This window comes from Azospirillum oleiclasticum (assembly GCF_013423485.1).
Taxonomy (GTDB): Bacteria; Pseudomonadota; Alphaproteobacteria; order Azospirillales; family Azospirillaceae; genus Azospirillum; species Azospirillum oleiclasticum.
In genome coordinates, this window is the sequence record NZ_JABFFR010000014.1 from 137,246 (window position 1) to 154,929 (window position 17,684).

18 protein-coding genes and 2 pseudogenes are annotated in these 17,684 nt (G+C 70.0%); 11 read left to right on the forward strand and 9 right to left on the reverse strand.

All coding sequences use genetic code 11. The annotated features are described in order from the left end of the window. Positions 1-48: 48 nt before the first annotated feature. The 4 genes from HL658_RS17290 to arfB form a co-directional block, all read right to left on the reverse strand. Positions 49-717: an OmpW/AlkL family protein gene (locus HL658_RS17290; protein ID WP_180283568.1), complete on the reverse strand. Its 669-nt coding sequence runs from the start codon at positions 715-717 to the stop codon at positions 49-51. 201 nt (positions 718-918) lie between these two features. Continuing rightward, positions 919-1,395, reverse strand: coding sequence for a hypothetical protein (locus HL658_RS17295; protein ID WP_246337657.1), 477 nt, complete (start codon positions 1,393-1,395; stop codon positions 919-921). A 20-nt stretch (positions 1,396-1,415) separates the two neighbouring features. Beyond that, positions 1,416-2,588: an NAD(P)/FAD-dependent oxidoreductase gene (locus HL658_RS17300; RefSeq protein ID WP_246337658.1), complete on the reverse strand. Its 1,173-nt coding sequence runs from the start codon at positions 2,586-2,588 to the stop codon at positions 1,416-1,418. 44 nt (positions 2,589-2,632) lie between these two features. Then, on the reverse strand, positions 2,633-3,052 hold the full coding sequence (gene arfB, locus HL658_RS17305; protein WP_180283569.1) for an alternative ribosome rescue aminoacyl-tRNA hydrolase ArfB: 420 nt from the start codon (positions 3,050-3,052) through the stop codon (positions 2,633-2,635). A 200-nt stretch (positions 3,053-3,252) separates the two neighbouring features. Between arfB and HL658_RS17310 the strand changes: the two genes are divergently transcribed. Continuing rightward, the gene (locus HL658_RS17310) at positions 3,253-3,720 is read left to right on the forward strand and encodes a flagellar basal body-associated FliL family protein (protein ID WP_180283570.1); all 468 of its coding nucleotides are present in this window, start codon (positions 3,253-3,255) and stop codon (positions 3,718-3,720) included. Positions 3,721-3,774: 54 nt separating this feature from the next. On the opposite strand, the gene pepN is transcribed toward HL658_RS17310, so the two are convergent. The 3 genes from pepN to HL658_RS17325 form a co-directional block, all read right to left on the reverse strand. After that, positions 3,775-6,420: an aminopeptidase N gene (gene pepN, locus HL658_RS17315; protein ID WP_180283571.1), complete on the reverse strand. Its 2,646-nt coding sequence runs from the start codon at positions 6,418-6,420 to the stop codon at positions 3,775-3,777. A 156-nt stretch (positions 6,421-6,576) separates the two neighbouring features. Then, positions 6,577-6,759: a hypothetical protein gene (locus HL658_RS17320; protein ID WP_180283572.1), complete on the reverse strand. Its 183-nt coding sequence runs from the start codon at positions 6,757-6,759 to the stop codon at positions 6,577-6,579. A 261-nt stretch (positions 6,760-7,020) separates the two neighbouring features. Then, positions 7,021-7,806, reverse strand: a complete 786-nt coding sequence (locus HL658_RS17325) for a 3-hydroxybutyrate dehydrogenase (RefSeq protein WP_180283573.1) — start codon at positions 7,804-7,806, stop codon at positions 7,021-7,023. Between the two features lie 283 nt (positions 7,807-8,089). Here HL658_RS17325 and HL658_RS17330 point away from each other — a divergent pair, with 283 nt between their 5' ends. After that, positions 8,090-9,598: an ATP-binding response regulator gene (locus HL658_RS17330; protein WP_180283574.1), complete on the forward strand. Its 1,509-nt coding sequence runs from the start codon at positions 8,090-8,092 to the stop codon at positions 9,596-9,598. Here HL658_RS17330 and egtB read toward each other — a convergent pair. Next, positions 9,595-10,914, reverse strand: coding sequence for an ergothioneine biosynthesis protein EgtB (egtB, locus tag HL658_RS17335; RefSeq protein ID WP_180283575.1), 1,320 nt, complete (start codon positions 10,912-10,914; stop codon positions 9,595-9,597). The genes HL658_RS17330 and egtB overlap by 4 nt on opposite strands. Before the next feature lie 179 nt (positions 10,915-11,093). Continuing rightward, positions 11,094-11,684, reverse strand: coding sequence for a hypothetical protein (locus HL658_RS17340; protein ID WP_180283576.1), 591 nt, complete (start codon positions 11,682-11,684; stop codon positions 11,094-11,096). A 315-nt stretch (positions 11,685-11,999) separates the two neighbouring features. Here HL658_RS17340 and HL658_RS17345 point away from each other — a divergent pair, with 315 nt between their 5' ends. The 9 genes and pseudogenes from HL658_RS17345 to HL658_RS17380 form a co-directional block, all read left to right on the forward strand. Then, positions 12,000-12,749 (forward strand): YebC/PmpR family DNA-binding transcriptional regulator, encoded by a 750-nt coding sequence (locus HL658_RS17345; RefSeq protein WP_180283577.1) that lies wholly within the window; start codon positions 12,000-12,002, stop codon positions 12,747-12,749. Positions 12,750-12,797: 48 nt separating this feature from the next. Further along, positions 12,798-13,292 (forward strand): annotated as a pseudogene (gene ruvC, locus HL658_RS37130) (crossover junction endodeoxyribonuclease RuvC); the annotation flags it as partial. Between the two features lie 123 nt (positions 13,293-13,415). Continuing rightward, positions 13,416-13,928: an endonuclease domain-containing protein gene (locus tag HL658_RS37135; RefSeq protein WP_246337667.1), complete on the forward strand. Its 513-nt coding sequence runs from the start codon at positions 13,416-13,418 to the stop codon at positions 13,926-13,928. Next, entirely contained in the window at positions 13,925-14,545 is a 621-nt protein-coding gene (gene ruvA / locus HL658_RS17355) for a Holliday junction branch migration protein RuvA (RefSeq protein ID WP_180283578.1), read from the forward strand. Before HL658_RS37135 ends, ruvA begins: the two co-directional genes overlap by 4 nt. Continuing rightward, positions 14,542-15,621: a Holliday junction branch migration DNA helicase RuvB gene (gene ruvB, locus HL658_RS17360; protein WP_180283579.1), complete on the forward strand. Its 1,080-nt coding sequence runs from the start codon at positions 14,542-14,544 to the stop codon at positions 15,619-15,621. Before ruvA ends, ruvB begins: the two co-directional genes overlap by 4 nt. Further along, positions 15,614-16,078 carry a tol-pal system-associated acyl-CoA thioesterase gene (ybgC, locus tag HL658_RS17365; RefSeq protein WP_180283580.1) on the forward strand — a complete coding sequence of 155 codons (465 nt, stop codon included), beginning with the start codon at positions 15,614-15,616 and terminating at the stop codon, positions 16,076-16,078. The genes ruvB and ybgC overlap by 8 nt, the downstream gene beginning before the upstream one ends. Positions 16,079-16,095: 17 nt before the next feature. Then, positions 16,096-16,806 carry a protein TolQ gene (gene tolQ, locus HL658_RS17370; RefSeq protein ID WP_246337659.1) on the forward strand — a complete coding sequence of 237 codons (711 nt, stop codon included), beginning with the start codon at positions 16,096-16,098 and terminating at the stop codon, positions 16,804-16,806. Position 16,807: 1 nt separating this feature from the next. Continuing rightward, the gene (locus tag HL658_RS17375) at positions 16,808-17,323 is read left to right on the forward strand and encodes an ExbD/TolR family protein (RefSeq protein ID WP_180283582.1); all 516 of its coding nucleotides are present in this window, start codon (positions 16,808-16,810) and stop codon (positions 17,321-17,323) included. Between the two features lie 23 nt (positions 17,324-17,346). After that, positions 17,347-17,684: pseudogene (locus HL658_RS17380) on the forward strand (hypothetical protein); the annotation flags it as partial.

Genomic DNA, 17,684 nt, shown 5'->3' on the forward strand with positions numbered 1-17,684 from the left:
CCCTAGGGCATATCCGGCGTTGCGCGAACAACCAGCGTGTGACGACTATCAGAACTTGTAGCCGACACCGACGCCGATCAGCCACGGGTTCAGATCGACCTCGGAGCGCAGCGCGGTCGAGCCCAGGTTGACCTTCAGCGTGCTGTCGAGCCAGATCTTCTTCACGTCGAAGTTCAGCAGGATGTTGTCGGTGAGGAAGTAGTCCACACCGACCTGCAGCGCCGCGCCGAAGCTGTTGTTGACCTTCAGGCTGTTGAAGCCGGCATCCTCGTCCGCGCCGTAGAACAGGGTCCAGTTCACACCGGCGCCGACATAGGGGCTGAAGCGCTCCTTCGGCATGAAGTGATACTGGGCGGTCAGGGTGGGCGGCAGCAGGGAGATCTTGCCGACGTTGATCTCGGCGCCGCCACCGACGGCCTTCACCTGGTGGCGCGAGGTGCCGGCGATCAGCTCCAGCGCGATGTTGTCGGTGACGAAGTAGGAGAAATCCACCTCGGGGATGTAGTCGTTGTTGACGCGGCCATCCAGGCCGGTAGCGGCGCCGCTGGCGGTCGTGATGCTGCCGTCCTCATCCGGGACGACGGCAACGCCACGCGCACGAACGATCAGGTTGCCGGCCGACTTGCCCTTGAACTCCTGGGCGATCGACGGGGTGGCGACGGAGGCGATGGCGGTGGTCGCCAGCAGGGCAACCGCGGCACGCTTCAGGAAGGACATGGTCATGCTCCAGGGCACAGAGGGTCGTTTCGCTCGCTTCGAGCTTGTTGTGACCGCTCTATTACCAAAACCCGCGGAGCATTTCCAGACGAGCGCAACCAATCCGATGCACTGCGGCGCTCGCGCAACAGTGACGAGATGCCGCATCGACTTCGACGCACGCACTATGTGTGCATACGAATTGTTGACTCGCCTGCTCCGTCAATTCACCGGGGTGAGGCAGTTCTGCACGATGGCGTAGCATTCGCTGGCGTTGCCGCCGCCGGGGCCGCCATAGACGATGCGTTCCACCGTCCCGTCCTTCAGGGTGAAGGTGGCCTGGCAGGAATAGGTCCGGATCTCGTCGCCGATGTAACCGGGCCATCCCCAGCCGCCCCAGCCATAGCGGTAGCCGGGATACCACGGCCCGCCATACCAGCTCCCGAAACTGCCGCCGGGGTAGGAGACGATGCGGCTGTTGGAATAGGTGTAGAACTCGTAGCCGTCGGCCGACGCCTGCCGCTCCGGAACCCCGGCGCAGGACAGGAGCTGTTGCTTGGACAGGCCGACGAGGCTGCGTTGCGCCGAGGCCGCCTTCTCCACCGCCGGGTTGGCGCAGGACGCCACGAGCAGCCCGGCCCCCAAAGTGGCGGCGATGCCCGCCGCCCGCGCACCCGTCCTCCGAACACGATCGGTCATCATGCCCTCCTTGCAGATCGTCACGCGCGCAGCCGGTGAGGTGACAACGCCAATTCCGTGGCTCCGAGTTCCACCACATCCCCCGGAAGTGCCGCGCCGGTCGCCAGTGCCGCCGCGCTGCGGCCCATGGCAGGAGCCGTCTGGATCCCGTAGCCGCCCTGGCCGGCCAGCCAGAAGAAGCCGGGTGCCGCGTCATCGAAGCCCACCACCGGCACCTTGTCGGCCACGAAGCTGCGCAGTCCCGCCCATTTGTGGGCGATCCGCCGCACCTGGAAGCGTGCGGCGGCGGTCACCCTTTCGACGGTGACGGCCACGTCCCATTCCTCCGGCTGCGCGTCGCAGGGCTCGACCGGCGTCTGGTCCGCGGGGGATGCCAGCAGCCGGCCGGCGTCCGGCTTGACGTAGAAGGTCTCGTCCACGTCGATGACCATCGGCCAGCCGCCCAGACTCTCCAGCTCCGACGGGTCGTCGAAGACCGGGTCGAACAGGATGGCGGTGCGCCGCTTCGGCACCAACCCGATCGGCCGGACCCCGGCAAGTCCGGCCAGCACGTCGGCCCAGGCGCCGGCGGCGTTCACCAGCACCGGGGCGGCGAAGGCGCCGGCCGCGGTCTCCACCACCCACAGTCCGTCCCGCCGCTCCGCGGCTGTCACGCCGGCGCTGGTCACCAGCCGCCCGCCGCGGGCCTTCAGCCCGCGCAGGTAGCCCTGGTGGATGGCGTGCACGTCCATGTCCATGGCGTCCGGCTCCCACACCGCGCCGACGGCGTAGTCGTCGCGCAGCAGGGGCGCACGAGCCAGCGTCGCCGCCCGGTCCAGCCGTTCGATGGTGGGGGCCAGCGCACGCCCCTCGGCGTAGGCGGCGGCGAGGGATGCCTCCTGATCGGCCCGGCCGATCAGCAGCACGCCGCGCGGTGTCAGCAGCGGCGCCTCCGTGAACCCCGCGGGCGGGGCGCTGTAGAAGCCCCAGCTCGCCGCCGTCATCGCCCGCACCACCGGATGCCCGTAGGTGCGCGTATAGAGCGCGGCCGAGCGGCCGGTGGAGTGGTAGCCGGGCTGCCCCTCGCGCTCCAGCAGCAGCACGGAGCCGTGCGCCGCCAGCTCGTACCCCGCCGATGCGCCCGCCATGCCCGCCCCGACGATCAGGAATTCCGCCCGCTCCATACCGATCCCTCCCGGCGCCTCAGTCGTCATGCTAGCGCAGGATATCCGGACAAGCCACGCACCGGCACAGCTTGTCAGTCGGTCGCCGGTCCGCGCCGCCCCTGCTTGATCTCCGACCGCTTCGCCTTTCCTTCCAGCCGGCGCTGCTTCGATCCGAAGGTGGGCTTCGTCGGCCGGCGCGGCTTGGGTGGCACCGAGGCGTCGCGGATCAGATCCACCAGCCGTTCCCGCACGTCCTCGCGGTTGCGGATCTGGCTCCGGTGGCTGTCGCCCATCAGGATCAGGACGCCGTCCGAGGTCATGCGGGATCCGGCCAGCCGAACGAGCCGGGCCTTCACGTCGTCCGGAATGTTCGGCGAGTTCGCCACGTCGAAACGCAGCTGCACGGCGCTGTCGGTCTTGTTGACGTGCTGGCCGCCGGGGCCGGAGGCGCGCACGAACTCCTCCCGGAGCTCGCTGTCGTCCAGGGTGATGCGGGGCGTCACGCGGAGCATGGCCGGCTCCGGAGAGGATCGGGCGGGGCAAGGGGCCGGCCGGTGCGTCGGGCGATCGTGTCCATGCCGGCGAATGTCGGGCTTCCCGCCGTCCGTGGCAATGGTCGTGTTCCGGTCCACGCGCGCTTTGACGCACCTCGTTTTCTCGTGCAAGATCGGAGAAGGAATCGAATCGGCCCCGACGGGGCGGGAAGGCTGTCGTGCGTGTGCGGCTGTGGGACGGCAGTTGGGATGCCCGGTCGCTGCGGTTCCCGCTTCTGATCGTCGGCGGCCTTGTTGCGCTGGGTGCCCTCAGCGTGGGCGGCGCCGCTGCCGTGAAGTCGATGCTGGCACCGCCCAAGCCCGATGCGGCGGTGCGGATGGGCCCGAAGCGCAACTACGCCGCGCTGCCGGAGATCTCCGTCGCCGTCGGCGGTGCCGCCGACCGCACGGTGGACCTGCGCATCCTGGTCGAACTGGATCCGCAGGTCGATCCCAAGGCGACCGATCCCTACGCCCCCCGCATCGCCGACCGCGTGGGCGACCGCATCCGTGAGATCGGGCTGGACCGGCTGAACGGCAGCGAGGGCGCCGGGCTGGTGAAGGACGCCATCACCGCCGTGGTGGACCGCGAGATCCGTCCCCTGCGGGTCCGCGAGGTTCTGCTGGACCGCATGATCATCCGCTGAACGAATGCAACCGACGCGGGCGCCGGGACCAACGCCCCGGCGCCCCTTGTCCATTCACGCCTCGAGGCTCTTCGACGCCACCTCGAACACGTCCGGCGACAGGGCGGGGGTGGCGACGATGCGTTCGAGCTGGGTGCGCATCTGCGCCTGCCGCGTCGCGTCGTAGCGGCGGATGCGCGAGAACTGGCCCATCAGCCGGGACGCCACCTGCGGATTCATCGGATCGATGCGCAGCACCTGGTCGGCCAGGAAGGCGTAGCCGGCGCCGTCGGTGGCGTGGAAGCGCACGGGGTTGCCGCCGGCGAAGGCGCCGATCAGGCTGTAGACCTTGTTCGGGTTGCGGATCTCGAAGGCGGGGTGGTCGAGCAGCGCGCGCACCCGATCCAGCGTGTCGGGCCGGTGCGAGGTGGCCTGGACGTTGAACCATTTGTCCACCACCAGCCGGTCGTCCTTCCAGCGATCGTAGAAGGCGGCCAGCGCGTCCTCCCGCTCCGGCGCGTCCGACCCGGCGAGCAACTGGAGCGCCGCGATCACGTCGGTCATCGCCCGGCTGCCGTGGAACTGGCCGATGGCGAGGCCCACCGCCTCGGGGTCCGGGCGCGCCATCAGGTAGGCGAGGCACAGGTTCTTCAGCGACCGCCGGCCGATCGCCGCCGCGTCCACCGAGAAGGGCTCGTTGCCGGCGTGCGCGCGGTGGGTGGCGAGCCAGCGGTCGCGCAGCCGCTCCGCCAGCGTGCGGCGGGCGAACTCGCGGGCCTCGTGGATGGCGATGGGGTCGATCACCGCCATCTGCGTGCCGAGGTATGACTCGCCCGGCAGCACCAGCGCCTGCGCCGCGAAGGCCGGGTCGTGCCCGGCGTCGCCCAGCACCGCCCCCATCGCCCCGACGAAGCCGTCGGGCAGGGCGAGCGGCCGGCCGGACTGGATGTCGGCGACCAGCCCCAGCAGGATGCGCACGCCCAGCACCTGCCCGGCCTCCCACCGGTTGAACGGGTCGCTGTCGTTGGCGGTGAGGAAGGTCAGGTCGGCGTCGGTCAGGTCGGCAGTCAGCTTGACCGGCGCCGAGAAGCCGCGCAGCAGCGACGGCACCGGGCGGGCCGGCACGTCCACGAATTCGAACCGCTGCTCCGCCGCGCGCAGCTCCAGCACGCGCGAGGTGCCGCCGGGCGCCGCCTCCCCCGCCAGCCGCAGCGGCAGGTCCTTGCCGTCCGGTCCCAGAAGCCCGGTGACCAGCGGCATGTGCATGGGCATCTTGTCGGGCTGGCCGGGGGTGGGGGGCACCGTCTGCCGCACGGTCAGGCGGTAGGTCCGGGCCGCCTCGTCATACTCCCCGGTCACCCGCAGTTCGGGCGTTCCGGCCTGGCTGTACCACAGCTTGAACTGGGTGAGGTCGACGCCCCCGGCGTCGGCCATGGCCGCGGCGAAGTCGTCGCAGGTCACCGCCTGCCCGTCGTGGCGCTGGAAGTAGAGATCCATTCCCCGGCGGAAGCCCTCGGCCCCCAGCAGGGTGTGGTACATGCGGATGACCTCCGCCCCCTTGTTGTAGACGGTGGGCGTGTAGAAGTTGTTGATCTCCACATAGGATTCCGGCCGCACCGGGTGCGCCATGGCGCCGGAATCCTCGGGGAACTGCACGGTGCGCAGGCCTTGCACATCCTGGATGCGCTTGACCGCGGCGGAGTTCATGTCGGCGCTGAACTGCTGGTCGCGGAAGACCGTCAGCCCCTCCTTCAGCGAGAGCTGGAACCAGTCACGGCAGGTGACGCGGTTGCCGGTCCAGTTGTGGAAATACTCGTGCGCCACCACCGCCTCGATGCCGAGGAAGTCGCCGTCGGTCGCCGTCTCCGGCCGCGCCAGGATGTATTTGGTGTTGAAGACGTTCAGCGACTTGTTTTCCATCGCCCCCATGTTGAAGTCGGACACGGCGACGATGTTGAAGATGTCGAGATCGTATTCGAGGCCGTAGACCTCCTCGTCCCACGCCATCGATTTCTTCAGGGAGCGCATGGCGTGGTCGCACTTGTCCTCGTTGCCCGGCTCGACATAGATGCGCAGGGCGACGTCACGGCCGGAGCGGGTGCGGAAGCGGTCCTCGACCGCGCGCAGGTCGCCGGCCACCAGGGCGAACAGATAACAGGGCTTGGGGAAGGGGTCCTCCCACTTGGCCCAGTGCCGCCCGTCGGCGGCATCGCCCGAGCCGACGAGGTTGCCGTTGGACAGCAGCACCGGATACCGGGCCTTCTCCGCCTCGATGACCGTCGTGTAACGGGCCATCACGTCGGGGCGGTCGATGAAATAGGTGATCTTGCGGAAGCCCTCCGCCTCGCACTGGGTGCAATAGTTGCCGGAGGATTTGTAGAGCCCTTCCAGCGCCATGTTGTCCTGCGGCCGGGTGCGGACGACCGTCTCCAGCACGAAGGTGTCGGGCGTGTCCGGCAGGGTCAGGTGGTCGGGTGACAGGATGTAGCCGTCGGGACCGAGCGGCACCCCGTCCACAGTCACCGACACCAGCTCCAGCCGCTGCCCGTCGAGCACCAGCGGCTCCGCGCCCGCGCGCGCCGGGTTCTGGCGGATGCCGAGCCGGGCGCGCACCGTGGTCGCCTCCTCGCGCAGATCCACATGCAGATCGACGGTGTCGATCAGGTGCGTGGAGGGTCGGTATGCGGTGAGGTGGATGGCCTTCGGGGTGCCCTTGTCCATGATGGTGTCTCGTCTCCCGTGGGATGCCGCCTGGGCGGGTCGTCGTCGACAGACATATGGGGAAACCGTCCGCAGCCCAAGCGTCAGCCGTCGGAAACCGCAGGCTGACGCGTGCAGGGCCGCCTTGCGTCGCGATGGCGCGATGGCCGGGGGGCGTCAGGGGCGAAGGTCGGGAGGCGAAAGCGGTGAGGCCGGCCGGTTGAACCCGCCGGACCGCTCCTGCGGCGGCCGGTTCCGCAGCTTGGCGGCACCGCGCTGCAGCGCGGCGGCGATGACGAGAAGGGTGTTGCGCGCGCCTGGATTCTTCATGGCCAAGCGGTAGAGTGTCAGTGCGTGCATGTCGAGAGTCACTGCCGGTCCCTCCTGACACCCACCGTCCAGCCTTCGAGCAAGAAAGCCACGGCTCGACCCGAGGATCGCAGGGAACTCCGATGTGGTCAACACGAGTTCGATTGCGCGTCGGTAACCGGAATTTCGACGTTTGTTACCATTTGCAATGCGAATTACCGGATGGATATCTGAGTATGACCTATCGGTAGTGGCGTTGTTGCGGCCGGTCGGGAAGAAAGGACTGGGCGGGACGGTGTCCCGCCCCGGCGATCACTGCGCGGTCCAGCCGCCATCCATGGTGAGGGCGGCGCCGGTCATCTGGTCGGCACTTGCGCTGCACAGGAACACGGCGAGGCCGCCGAGCTGCTCCGGCGTGACGAAATCGCCCGAGGGCTGCTTCGAACCAAGGAGCTTGGCGCGCGCGTCGGCGTCGCTCAGCCCCTGCTCGGCGGCCAGCGCGTCGATCTGCTTCTGCACCAGCGGGGTCAGAACCCAGCCCGGACAGATGGCGTTGCAGGTCACGCCGGTGCCCGCGGTCTCAAGCGCCACCGTCTTCGTCAGCCCGACCACGCCGTGCTTTGCCGCGATGTAGGCGCCCTTCTGGACCGACGCGACCAGACCATGGGCCGATGCGATGTTGATGATGCGGCCCCAGCCGCGCTGCTTCATGCCGCCGACCGTCAGGCGCATGCCGTGGAACACCGCCGACAGGTTGATGGCGATGACCGCGTCCCAGCGCTCGGGCGGGAACTCCTCGATGAGGGCGACATGCTGGATGCCGGCGTTGTTCACGATGATGTCGACCGGCCCCAGCGTTGCGGTGGCGTGGTCGATCAGCGCCTTCACCCCGTCGCCCGACGACAGGTCCGCGCCGTGGAAGGTCGCCCGCACCCCGAACTCCTCGGCCAGACCGGCACGGATCCGCTCGATCTCGGCCGCATCGCCGAACCCGTTGAGCACCACGTCGGCGCCGGCACCGGCGAGCGCCCGCGCGATGCCCAGGCCGATTCCGCTGGTCGATCCGGTGACGACCGCGATCCTACCCTTCAGCGTCATTGCTTATCTCCATCCCGAATGAGCGCCGGACCGGTTGCGCGCCGCCGGCGGCGAGCCGAACCATGCAACCTGCCGGCCGGTTTGTCACGCCGCGCGACCGCACATGCCGGGTAGGGACCGGCCGATCAGCGTCCAGCCCAAGGTCGCGGCTTGCGAAGCTGGATTGCGATGTTAAGGTACGCCCTCGAATGACAGCGGCTTGCGCGACGGGCGCGCGGGATCGCCGGCACAGGGGGTGGCCCCGGTGCAATGTCCGGCGATCCCACCAGTGAAAGGCGTCGGGATGGCATCCCTGGAGACACTGGCGCGGGCTGCCGACCTGTCGAAGGATTCGGTGGCCGTTCTGCGCATCGCCGGGCCGGACGGGGACGGCGCAATCATTACGTACGCCAATCACGGTTTCCTGCGCCTTGCGGCCATCGGCATCGCCGACATCGTCGGGGAGCCGCTTGTGCGCCTGCGTCACCCGCTGGCCGGGGTGGAATGGACGGACGCGCTGCGTGCGGCCCTGGTGTCGGGGGATGACGGCCGGGTCGAGCTGGCCGGCACGGCGCCCGATGGCCGGCCGCTCCAGCTCGAACTGTCGGTCCGGCACCTTCCGGAAGAGGGGCTCCTGCTTCTCTCTCTGCGCGACGTGACCGAAACCTGGCGGATGATCGAGGAGCTGCGCGAGGCCAAGGAGCTGGCGGAGGCCGCCAACCTCGCCAAGTCGCGCTTCCTGGCGTCGGCCAGCCACGATCTGCGCCAGCCGCTGCACGCCATGAGCCTCCTACTGGGCGTGCTGCGCAACCGCATCGAGGATCCGGAGCTGCTGCCGGTCACCGACCAGCTCCAGCAGTCGCTCGACGCCATGATGGAGCTGTTCAGCGCCCTGCTCGACATTTCCAAGTTCGAGACGGGGGCGGTGTCGGTCAACAAGTCGGTCATCCGGGTGGACCAGCTTCTCAGCCGCATCCAGGTCGATTTCGGCGCGGCGGCGCGGGCCAAGGGCGTGCGGCTGCGCATCGTCGGCTGCCCGCGGTCGGTGTGGAGCGACTCCATGCTGCTGGAGCGGATGCTGCGCAATCTGGTGTCCAATGCCATCCGCTACACCCCGTCCGGCGGGCGGGTGCTGCTGGGCGCACGGCGGCGGCGCGACGCGCTGCGGCTCGACGTGCTGGACACCGGCCCCGGCATCCCACCGGACCAGCTCCGCTCGATCTTCGAGGAGTTCCACCAGGTCGGCAACCCCGCCCGGCAGCGGTCGGAGGGGCATGGGCTGGGCTTGGCCATCGTCAAGCGGGGGGCCGGGCTGTTGGGACACCGGCTCGACGTCGCCTCCACCCCCGGCCGGGGCTCGCGCTTCTCGGTCGAGGTGCCACTGTCCGCCGATCTCGGCGATGTGCTGCAGGTGCTGTCGGCGCGCGACGAGCCGGCACCGGCCACGAACACCAGCCGCGTCGTGGTGGTGGAGGACGACCCGCTGGTCGCGCTCGCCATGCGCATGGTGATCGAGGACATGGGCTGCGAGGTGGTGGTCGCCAGCGATGGCACCGCCGCCATGGCGGCGCTGTCCGACGGGCGGCCGGTGCATCTGATCCTGTCCGATTACCGGCTGGGTGGCGGAGAGGACGGGATCACGACCGTGCAGAAGCTGCGCGCCCTGTACGGACCCGCTGCCATCGCCGGCATCGTCACCGGCGACCTGTCCGCGGACATCCAGACCCGTGCCAAGGCCATCGGTGCCCGCTGCTTCCTGAAACCGCTGCGCCCCGAGCAGCTCAAAGCGCTGGTGGCGGAAGCCGGCTGCTAAGGCGACGGATCGTCGTCCGCCAGCCTTATCCCCGCGAATGCCGTCCGCATCTCCGGGTGCAGGTGGTGGCGGGTGGTCGGAGCGGCCACGTCGAAGGGCGTGACGCAGCTTCCGCCACGAAGCACCATGCGGTTGACCATGAAGCGCCCGTTCACGGCCCAGCCCGTGTCCGGCGGGCGGCGGTGGCCGGGGTAGGGGACGAAGGCGCTGCGGGTCCATTCCCAGACGTCGCCGTACATCTGCCAGGGGCCCTCGTCCTGGCAGCGTCCGGGCAGCGGGTGGCGGTTGCCGGTGCCGAGCAGGTTGCCGATCGCCTCGCGGTGGCTCGCCACCGCCTCCCACTCGGCTTCGTCGGGCAGGCGCCGGCCGGCCCAGCGGGCGTAGGCGTCGGCCTCGTACCAGCTCACATGGCAGACCGGCTCGGCCGGGTCCAGCGAGCGTAGACCGTAGAGGGTGAAAATCCGCCACGCCCCCTCCCGCCACTCCCAGTAGAGCGGCGCCATCCACCCTCCGTCGCGCACCGCGGCCCAGCCATCCGCCGTCCAACAGGCCGAGCGCGCGTAGCCGCCATCCTCCACGAAGGCCAGATACTCCCCGCAGGTCACCGGGCGCGCGGCGAGCCGGAAGGGGGCGAGCACCGCCGTGTGGCGCGGCGTCTCGTGATCGAGGCCGGGGGCCGGGCCGTCGCGCCCGATCTCCACCGGCCCGCCGGGATGCTCGATCCAGGACTCCGGTGCCGGCGTCGTGTTGTCGGGCGGCGGCGGCGGCTCGTAGGCCGGCCTCAGCGGGTTGCACCAGAAGGCGTGCTTCACGTCGCACAGCAGCCGTTCCTGGTGGCGGCGTTCGTGCAGGATGGCGATTTCCATGCGCGCGGCCACGTCCGCCAAGCCATGCGCGTCCACACGGTCGAGCAGATGCAGGACCATGCCGTTCACATGGTCGCGGTAGCGCATGACCTCCTCGGCCGAGGGGCGTGACAGCAGCGCCAGCGTTCCCGGCGCCAGATGGCGCCCGACGCGGTCGTCCCTGGCCGCGAAAAGATGCAGGAAAAGCGGCTCCATCGGCCGGTAGCCGGACAGCCAGGGCTCGATCACATGGGTTTCGAACAGCCATGTGGTGTGGCCCAGGTGCCATTTCGGCGGCGCGCCTTGGGCCGTCGACTGGATCATCATGTCCTCGGGCGACAGGGGGGCCACCAACTCGGCGGTGCGCCGCCGCGTACGATGGAAGCGGGTGGCGAGCGACTGTCGCAGACTGTCGTCGCCGGCCAACGGGGTTTCGGCGGTGGGGGCGGCGTGATCGCGGGTGTCGGGCATGGTGCGTGCTCCCGGGAGCACGGGACCGTGGGAGCCCGTCCCGTACCCATGCTCCGCGCTCCATTCTGCGCCCGACACGGGGATGGCGGGGACGTGCATCGGAGGATGCGGAAGCACCCGAACGGCGGATATCCATCATCGAAGTGGGGGTATGGCCATCCGGCCGCACCACGACGCTGTCACACCTCGATCACCACATGGGGACGGAGGGCGCCGTCGACGCTGAGCAGAAGGTGCAGGTAGATCGCGATCTTGCGGGCGGTCTCGGTGCGCCGGGTCAGGCAGTCGCGGAGCTGGGCCGCCAGGACGGCGTTCTCCTCCATCTCCTCGGCGGGCAGATCCTCATCGACGGTCGTCACTTCCGCGGCGATCCGATCGGGGTCGATCGGCACCTCGGGAAGGTCGGCGGGACGGATGTCCGGAGCGTCGGGCGGCAGAGGCGGCAGCGTGGCCGATTGCGGCGGCGGTCGCGGTAGCACCGCGTCGTGCTGGCCGACGCGGCTGCGCAGGTTCCGGCGGAGCCGCTCCTTCTGGCGGACGTCCAGATCCGGGATCTGCTCGATCTCGTCGAACAGCAGGTCCAGCAGGCGGCGCCGTCGTCGGTTGTTGGCATCCGCGGCGCGGCGGTCCTGGGGCTTCGGCTCGTCCTTGCCGTGGCGCGGCGGCTGCCTGGGCTGGCGCTGCTCGCGGTCGGTGGCGCCGCCGGAGCGCTCCACCGCACCCGGTGCCCGAAGCAGCGGCCCGGAACGGCCGATCGTGCCCTCGCCCATGATGGCCCCTCCTGCGGTTGGGGTCCGTCGTCTACAAATGTTGCGTCGCGCACCCGTGGAGCGTCAAGCCTGCGATTCGCCGTAGGCTTGTGTCGGAATGGAAAAGGGCATGCTGTCGCTTCATCGCCGCGCGGGGGATCGCGCCGCGGCTGAATCCGCCCCATTTGCGCCATATTGACTTTCTAAGGGATCGGGTGTCGTCTCCCACCCCCAAAGGCTGCGGCGGCGCACTGGAAAGGGTCCATGTTCCGGGGCGTGCCGCGCATGTCCTGCCAGTGTTTGTCTTGATCATCCAGCGTGGGGTTCGTTCGCGAAATGGCCGGTCATTCCCAGTTCAAAAACATCATGCACCGCAAAGGCGCCCAGGATGCCAAGCGGTCGAAGATCTTCAACAAGCTGGCCCGCGAGATCACCGTGGCGGCGAAGGCGGGACTGCCCGACCCGGCCTCCAACCCGCGCCTGCGCGCCGCCATCACCGCGGCGCGCCAGCAGAACATGCCGCGCGATCGCATCGACCGCGCGATCAAGAGCGGCACGCCCGGCGGCGACGACGCCAACTACGAGGAGGTGCGGTACGAGGGCTACGGCCCCGGCGGTGTGGCGCTGATCGTCGAGGCGCTGACCGACAACCGCAACCGCACGGCGTCCGAGGTGCGGTCCGCCTTCTCCAAGCACGGCGGGAGCCTGGGCGAGACCAACTCGGTGAGCTTCATGTTCAACCGCGTCGGTGCCGTCTACTACCCGGCGTCGGCGGCGTCGGCGGACGCGATGTTCGAGGCGGCGCTGGAAGCGGGTGCCGACAACGTCGAATCCGACGACAACGGGCACGAGGTGACCACCACGGTGGAGAGCTTCGCCGTCGTGCGCGACGCGCTGGAAGAGAAGTTCGGCGCGGCGGAGAGCGCGCGTTTGACCTGGAAGCCGCTGAACACCGTCGCCCCGCCGGAGGATGCCGCGGCCAGCCTGATCAAGCTGCTGGACGTGCTGGAGGACAACGACGACGTTCAGACGGTCGAGGGCAACTACGACATTCCGGCGGATCTGCTGGAGAAGCTGACGGCCTGAGGAGCGGCGGCGCGCGTGCTGGATGGAAGTTCCGCAAGTCCGGCGGTCGTGCGCCTGCTGGGGATCGACCCCGGCCTCCGGCACACCGGCTGGGGCGTCATCGACGTCCGCGGCAACCGGATGACGCATGTGGCGGACGGCGCCGTCCATTCGGACGACGCCATGCCGCTCGCCGGCCGGCTCTGCCAGCTCCACGACGCGCTGGCCGAGGTGCTGGAGCGCTACCGCCCCGACGAGGCGGCGGTCGAGGAAACCTTCGTGAACACCAACGCCGTCTCCACCCTCAAGCTGGGCCACGCCCGCGCCGTCGCCCTGCTGGTGCCGGCCCGCGCCGGCCTGACCGTGGCGGAGTATCCCAACAACCAGGTGAAGAAGGCCGTGGTCGGGCAGGGGCGGGCGGAGAAGACTCAGGTGCAGGCGATGATCCGCCTGCTGCTCCCCGGCTGCACCCTGTCCAGCCCCGACGCCGCCGACGCCCTGGCCGTGGCGATCTGCCACGCGCATCACCGCTCGTCGCTGATCGCGTGGAGCACGACGGAAGCCCTCTCCCCCCCGGGGAGAGGCCAGAGGAAGCAGTTGGGCGAGGGGGCCGCCTCGCCTCGCAGCGACCGGATCGGCCGCGTTTCCCCCTCACCCCGACCGTCTCCCCGGGGGGGAGAGGGGGAGATGGTCGCGGCGGCTAGGGGCAAGCCCACGCCTGAGCGGACCGACTTCGCCCGCGACCTCCGCCGCGATTCCACCGAGGTGGAGAAGCTGCTGTGGCAGCGCCTTCGGAATGCCCAAATGGGGGCCAAGTTCCGCCGCCAGGAACCTCTATTGGGATACACCGTCGATTTCGTCGCCCATGACCACCGGCTGATCGTCGAACTGGATGGCGGCCAGCACGCCGAGCGCGCGGAGCAGGACCGCCAGCGCACCCGCGTGCTGGAGCAGGCGGGTTTCCGCGTCCTGCGCTTCTGGAACAACGAGGTGAACGACAACCTCGACGGCGTTTTGGAGACCATTCTGTTGCGCCTCAACGAAACCACCGTCCTTCGCAGGCCGGAAGCCCTCTCCCCCCCGGGGAGAGGGTTGGGTGAGGGGGAAACGTCCCACCCGCCGTCGCGTGACGGCAGACGCGAGCTTTCCCCCTCACCCCAGCCCTCTCCCCGGGGGGGAGAGGGGGAGAAACCGTCATGATCGCCAAGCTCTCCGGCGTGGTGGACACGCTGGCGCTCGACAGCGTCGTGCTCGACGTGAACGGGGTGGGCTACCTGCTCACCGCGTCGGGCCGCACGCTGGGGCGGCTGGTGGCCGGCGACCGGGCCGCGCTGCTGGTGGAGACCTTCGTGCGCGACGAGCGCATCGTGCTCTACGGCTTCTTCGACACCGGCGAGCGGGAGTGGTTCCGGCTGCTCACCACCATCCAGGGGGTGGGGCCGAAGGCGGCGCTGGCGCTGCTGTCGGTGCTCGACCCGGAGCAGCTCGCCCGCGCCATCGCGTCCCAGGACAAGACCGCGCTGCTCCGCGCCGACGGCGTCGGGCCGAAGCTGGCGCTGCGCATCATCAACGAGCTGAAGGACAAGGTCGGCAACCTGGCGCTTGGGACCGCCGCCCAGTCCGCGACCCCGGCGAAGGCCGGTGCCACGGCGGTGCCGGCCGACGGACGCCTCGCCGACGCGGTGTCCGCCCTGATCAATCTCGGCTACGGCCGGTCGGAGGCCTTCGGGGCCGTCATGAACGCCAGCCGCGCGCTCGGTGACGGGGCCGCGGTGGGCGACCTGATCCGCCAGGGCCTGAAGGAGCTGAGCCAATGACCCCCGCAGCGGACCCGAACCGCCTGGTCCAGCCGGGCCAGGGGGCGGGCGATGGCGGGGAGGCGTCGATCCGCCCGCTGTCGCTGGCCGAGTTCATCGGCCAGCGCGCCGCCCGTGAAAACCTGTCCATCTTCATCCAGGCCGCCCGCTCCCGTGGCGAGGCGCTGGACCATGTGCTGCTGTTCGGCCCGCCGGGGCTGGGCAAGACCACGCTGGCGCAGATCGTCGCGCGCGAGCTGGGTGTGGGCTTCCGCGCCACTTCCGGGCCGGTGATCGCGCGGGCCGGCGACCTCGCCGCGCTGCTGACCAACCTGCAACCGCACGACGTGCTGTTCATCGACGAGATCCACCGCCTTTCCCCCCAGGTGGAGGAGGTGCTGTACCCGGCGATGGAGGATTTCCAGCTCGACCTGATCATCGGGGAGGGACCGTCGGCGCGCTCCATCCGCATCGACCTGCCGCCCTTCACCCTGGTCGGCGCCACCACCCGCTCGGGCCTGATCACCCGGCCCCTGCGCGAGCGCTTCGGCATCCCGCTGCGGCTCCAGTTCTACGAGCCCGACGAGCTGGAGCTGATCGTGCGGCGCGCGGCGGGGGTGCTGGGCATGGCGATCACGCCGGACGGGGCGGCGGAGATCGCGCGGCGCTCGCGCGGCACGCCGCGCGTGTCCGGCCGGCTGCTGCGTCGGGTGCGCGATTTCACCAGCGTCGCCGGTTTGGAGGAGGTGGACGCGAGGGCGGCCGACGCCGCGCTGACCCGCCTGGAGGTCGACCGGCTCGGCCTCGACAGCATGGACCGCCGCTACCTCGGCTGCATCGCCGGCAATTACGCCGGCGGCCCGGTGGGGGTGGAGACGCTGGGGGCGGCGCTTGGCGAGCAGCGCGACGTGCTGGAGGAGGTGGTGGAGCCCTACCTGATCCAGCAGGGCTTCCTGCAGCGCACGCCGCGCGGACGCATGCTGACCGACCTCGGCTTCCGCTACCTCGGCCTCAACCCGCCGGCCGCACCAACTCGCCAGTTCGACCTGCTCGACCGGCTGGGGGCGGCGGACGAGCCGGAGGACGCCGATGGCTGAGCGCAACGCTGCCATGCTGGACGGCTGGATCGGCGATGACGGCGTGCACCGGCTGCCGGTCCGCGTCTATTACGAGGACACCGACGCCGGCGGTATCGTCTACCACGCCAACTACCTGCGCTTCATGGAGCGCGGGCGGACGGCCATGCTGCGCCTGATGGGGCTGACCCACCGTGATCTGGCGGACACGGCCGGTGTGTCATTTGCGGTACGGCGGATGCGGATCGAATTTATCGCTCCCGCGCGGCTCGACGACGCGCTTGAAGTGGCGACGCGGATCGACAATATCGGCGGCGCCTCCTTCGCAGTTGCACAATCCGTCCGCCGCGACGACCGCGAGGTGGCGTCGGCGGAGGTGAAGCTGGCCCTGCTCGGTCCCGAGGGCCGCGCGGTCCGGTTCCCGGCCATCCTGCGCGAGGCGCTGGCCAAACACCACGAACGGCAGAAGCGAGACTGACGGCAATGGAGCACGCGATGAACGCCGCGGGTGCGGTGGGCAAGGTCCACGATCTGACGATGTGGGGCCTGTTCATGCAGGCCGACCTGGTCGTCAAGCTCGTGATGGTGATGCTGCTGCTGGCATCCGTGTGGTGCTGGGCGATCATCATCGAGAAGCTGATGCGCATCCGCCGCCTGAACGCCCAGGCCGACGGTTTCGAGGAGGCCTTCTGGTCCGGCGGGTCGCTGGACGCGCTCTACGACCGCATCGGCAAGCGGCCGGAGGATCCGATGTCGGCCACCTTTGCCGCCGGCATGCGCGAATGGCGCCACGCCGCCGACCGCGGCCTGTCCGGGGCCATGAAGACCTCGCTGCAGCAGCGGGTGGAGCGGGTGATGTCGGTCACCATCGGGCGCGAGATGGCGAGGGCCGAGCGGTACATGACCTTCCTCGCCTCGGTCGGCTCGGTGGCGCCCTTCATCGGGCTGTTCGGTACGGTGTGGGGCATCATCAACAGCTTCACCGCCATCGCCAACACCAACAACACCAGCCTCGCCGTGGTCGCCCCCGGCATCGCGGAGGCGCTGTTCGCCACCGCCATCGGGTTGGTCGCCGCCATTCCGGCGGTGGTCGCCTACAACAAATTCACCACCGACCTCGCCCGTTACGCCGACCGGCTGGAGACCTTCGCGGGCGAGTTCACTGCCATCCTGTCGCGCCATCTCGAGGAGCGGGGAGCCGCCTGACATGGCCGCACAGCTTTCCGGCAAGGCGCACCACGGGCGCGGGCGCCGCCGCGCCTATCGACCCATGGCCGACATCAACATGACGCCCTTCATCGACGTCATGCTGGTGCTGCTGATCGTGTTCATGGTGGCGGCCCCGCTGCTGACGGTGGGCGTGCCGGTGGACCTGCCCAAGACCAACGCCGCCCCCATCGAGGCGCAGAAGGACCCGCTGTTCGTGACGGTCCAGGCGGACGGGCGCGTCTATGTGCAGGAGACCGCGGTCGAGGTCGCCAACATGGTGCCGCTTTTGGTCGCCATCACCAACAACAACCCCGATGCGCGCATCCTCGTGCGCGGCGACGCCAAGATCGCCTACGGGAAGATGCTTGAGGTGATGGGAACCATGAGTGCGGCCGGATTCAAGAAGGTGGGGCTGGTGGCCGAGCTGCCCAATCTGGCCGCCGGACCGGCCGCGGCCCCCGGCCAGCGCGTCGGTGGCCAGCCCCCGCGCGCCCCACAGGCCCAGCCGCGTTGACGCCGATGCCCAGTGACGGTCCCTTGCGCGATCCCCTGGTCGCTTCCGCGGTCCTGCACACGGCGCTGATCGCGCTGGTCGTGCTGGGGCTGCCGGACAGCGACCGCAAGATCGACATCCCGCCCTCGATCCCCATCGAGCTGGTGGATCTGGGCGAGGTGACGGAGGCCGCGCGCACCACCCAGGGCCAGCCCAGCCCGCCGGCCCCGCCGCGCCCCCCGGTGCCGGAGGCGAAGCCGACCCCGCCCGCTCCCTCACCGCCGGAGGAGGCGGCCGAGGAAGCCCCGCCGCCCCCGCCGCCGCGCACGCCCGAGCCGCCGCGCGTCGCCCAGCTGCCGCCACCCCCGCGCGAGCCATCGCC

What these genes read in the sequence shown, in the direction of transcription:
- HL658_RS17290 (WP_180283568.1), bottom strand. Translation starts at nt 717, where the DNA reads ATGTCCTTCCTGAAGCGTGCCGCGGTTGCCCTGCTGGCGACCACCGCC.
- HL658_RS17295 (WP_246337657.1), bottom strand. Translation starts at nt 1,395, where the DNA reads ATGACCGATCGTGTTCGGAGGACGGGTGCGCGGGCGGCGGGCATCGCC.
- HL658_RS17300 (WP_246337658.1), bottom strand. Translation starts at nt 2,588, where the DNA reads ATGACGACTGAGGCGCCGGGAGGGATCGGTATGGAGCGGGCGGAATTC.
- arfB (WP_180283569.1), bottom strand. Translation starts at nt 3,052, where the DNA reads ATGCTCCGCGTGACGCCCCGCATCACCCTGGACGACAGCGAGCTCCGG.
- pepN (WP_180283571.1), bottom strand. Translation starts at nt 6,420, where the DNA reads ATGGACAAGGGCACCCCGAAGGCCATCCACCTCACCGCATACCGACCC.
- HL658_RS17320 (WP_180283572.1), bottom strand. Translation starts at nt 6,759, where the DNA reads ATGCACGCACTGACACTCTACCGCTTGGCCATGAAGAATCCAGGCGCG.
- HL658_RS17325 (WP_180283573.1), bottom strand. Translation starts at nt 7,806, where the DNA reads ATGACGCTGAAGGGTAGGATCGCGGTCGTCACCGGATCGACCAGCGGA.
- HL658_RS17330 (WP_180283574.1), top strand. Translation starts at nt 8,090, where the DNA reads ATGGCATCCCTGGAGACACTGGCGCGGGCTGCCGACCTGTCGAAGGAT.
- egtB (WP_180283575.1), bottom strand. Translation starts at nt 10,914, where the DNA reads ATGCCCGACACCCGCGATCACGCCGCCCCCACCGCCGAAACCCCGTTG.
- HL658_RS17340 (WP_180283576.1), bottom strand. Translation starts at nt 11,684, where the DNA reads ATGGGCGAGGGCACGATCGGCCGTTCCGGGCCGCTGCTTCGGGCACCG.
- HL658_RS17345 (WP_180283577.1), top strand. Translation starts at nt 12,000, where the DNA reads ATGGCCGGTCATTCCCAGTTCAAAAACATCATGCACCGCAAAGGCGCC.
- HL658_RS37135 (WP_246337667.1), top strand. Translation starts at nt 13,416, where the DNA reads ATGGTCGCGGCGGCTAGGGGCAAGCCCACGCCTGAGCGGACCGACTTC.
- ruvA (WP_180283578.1), top strand. Translation starts at nt 13,925, where the DNA reads ATGATCGCCAAGCTCTCCGGCGTGGTGGACACGCTGGCGCTCGACAGC.
- ruvB (WP_180283579.1), top strand. Translation starts at nt 14,542, where the DNA reads ATGACCCCCGCAGCGGACCCGAACCGCCTGGTCCAGCCGGGCCAGGGG.
- ybgC (WP_180283580.1), top strand. Translation starts at nt 15,614, where the DNA reads ATGGCTGAGCGCAACGCTGCCATGCTGGACGGCTGGATCGGCGATGAC.
- tolQ (WP_246337659.1), top strand. Translation starts at nt 16,096, where the DNA reads ATGAACGCCGCGGGTGCGGTGGGCAAGGTCCACGATCTGACGATGTGG.
- HL658_RS17375 (WP_180283582.1), top strand. Translation starts at nt 16,808, where the DNA reads ATGGCCGCACAGCTTTCCGGCAAGGCGCACCACGGGCGCGGGCGCCGC.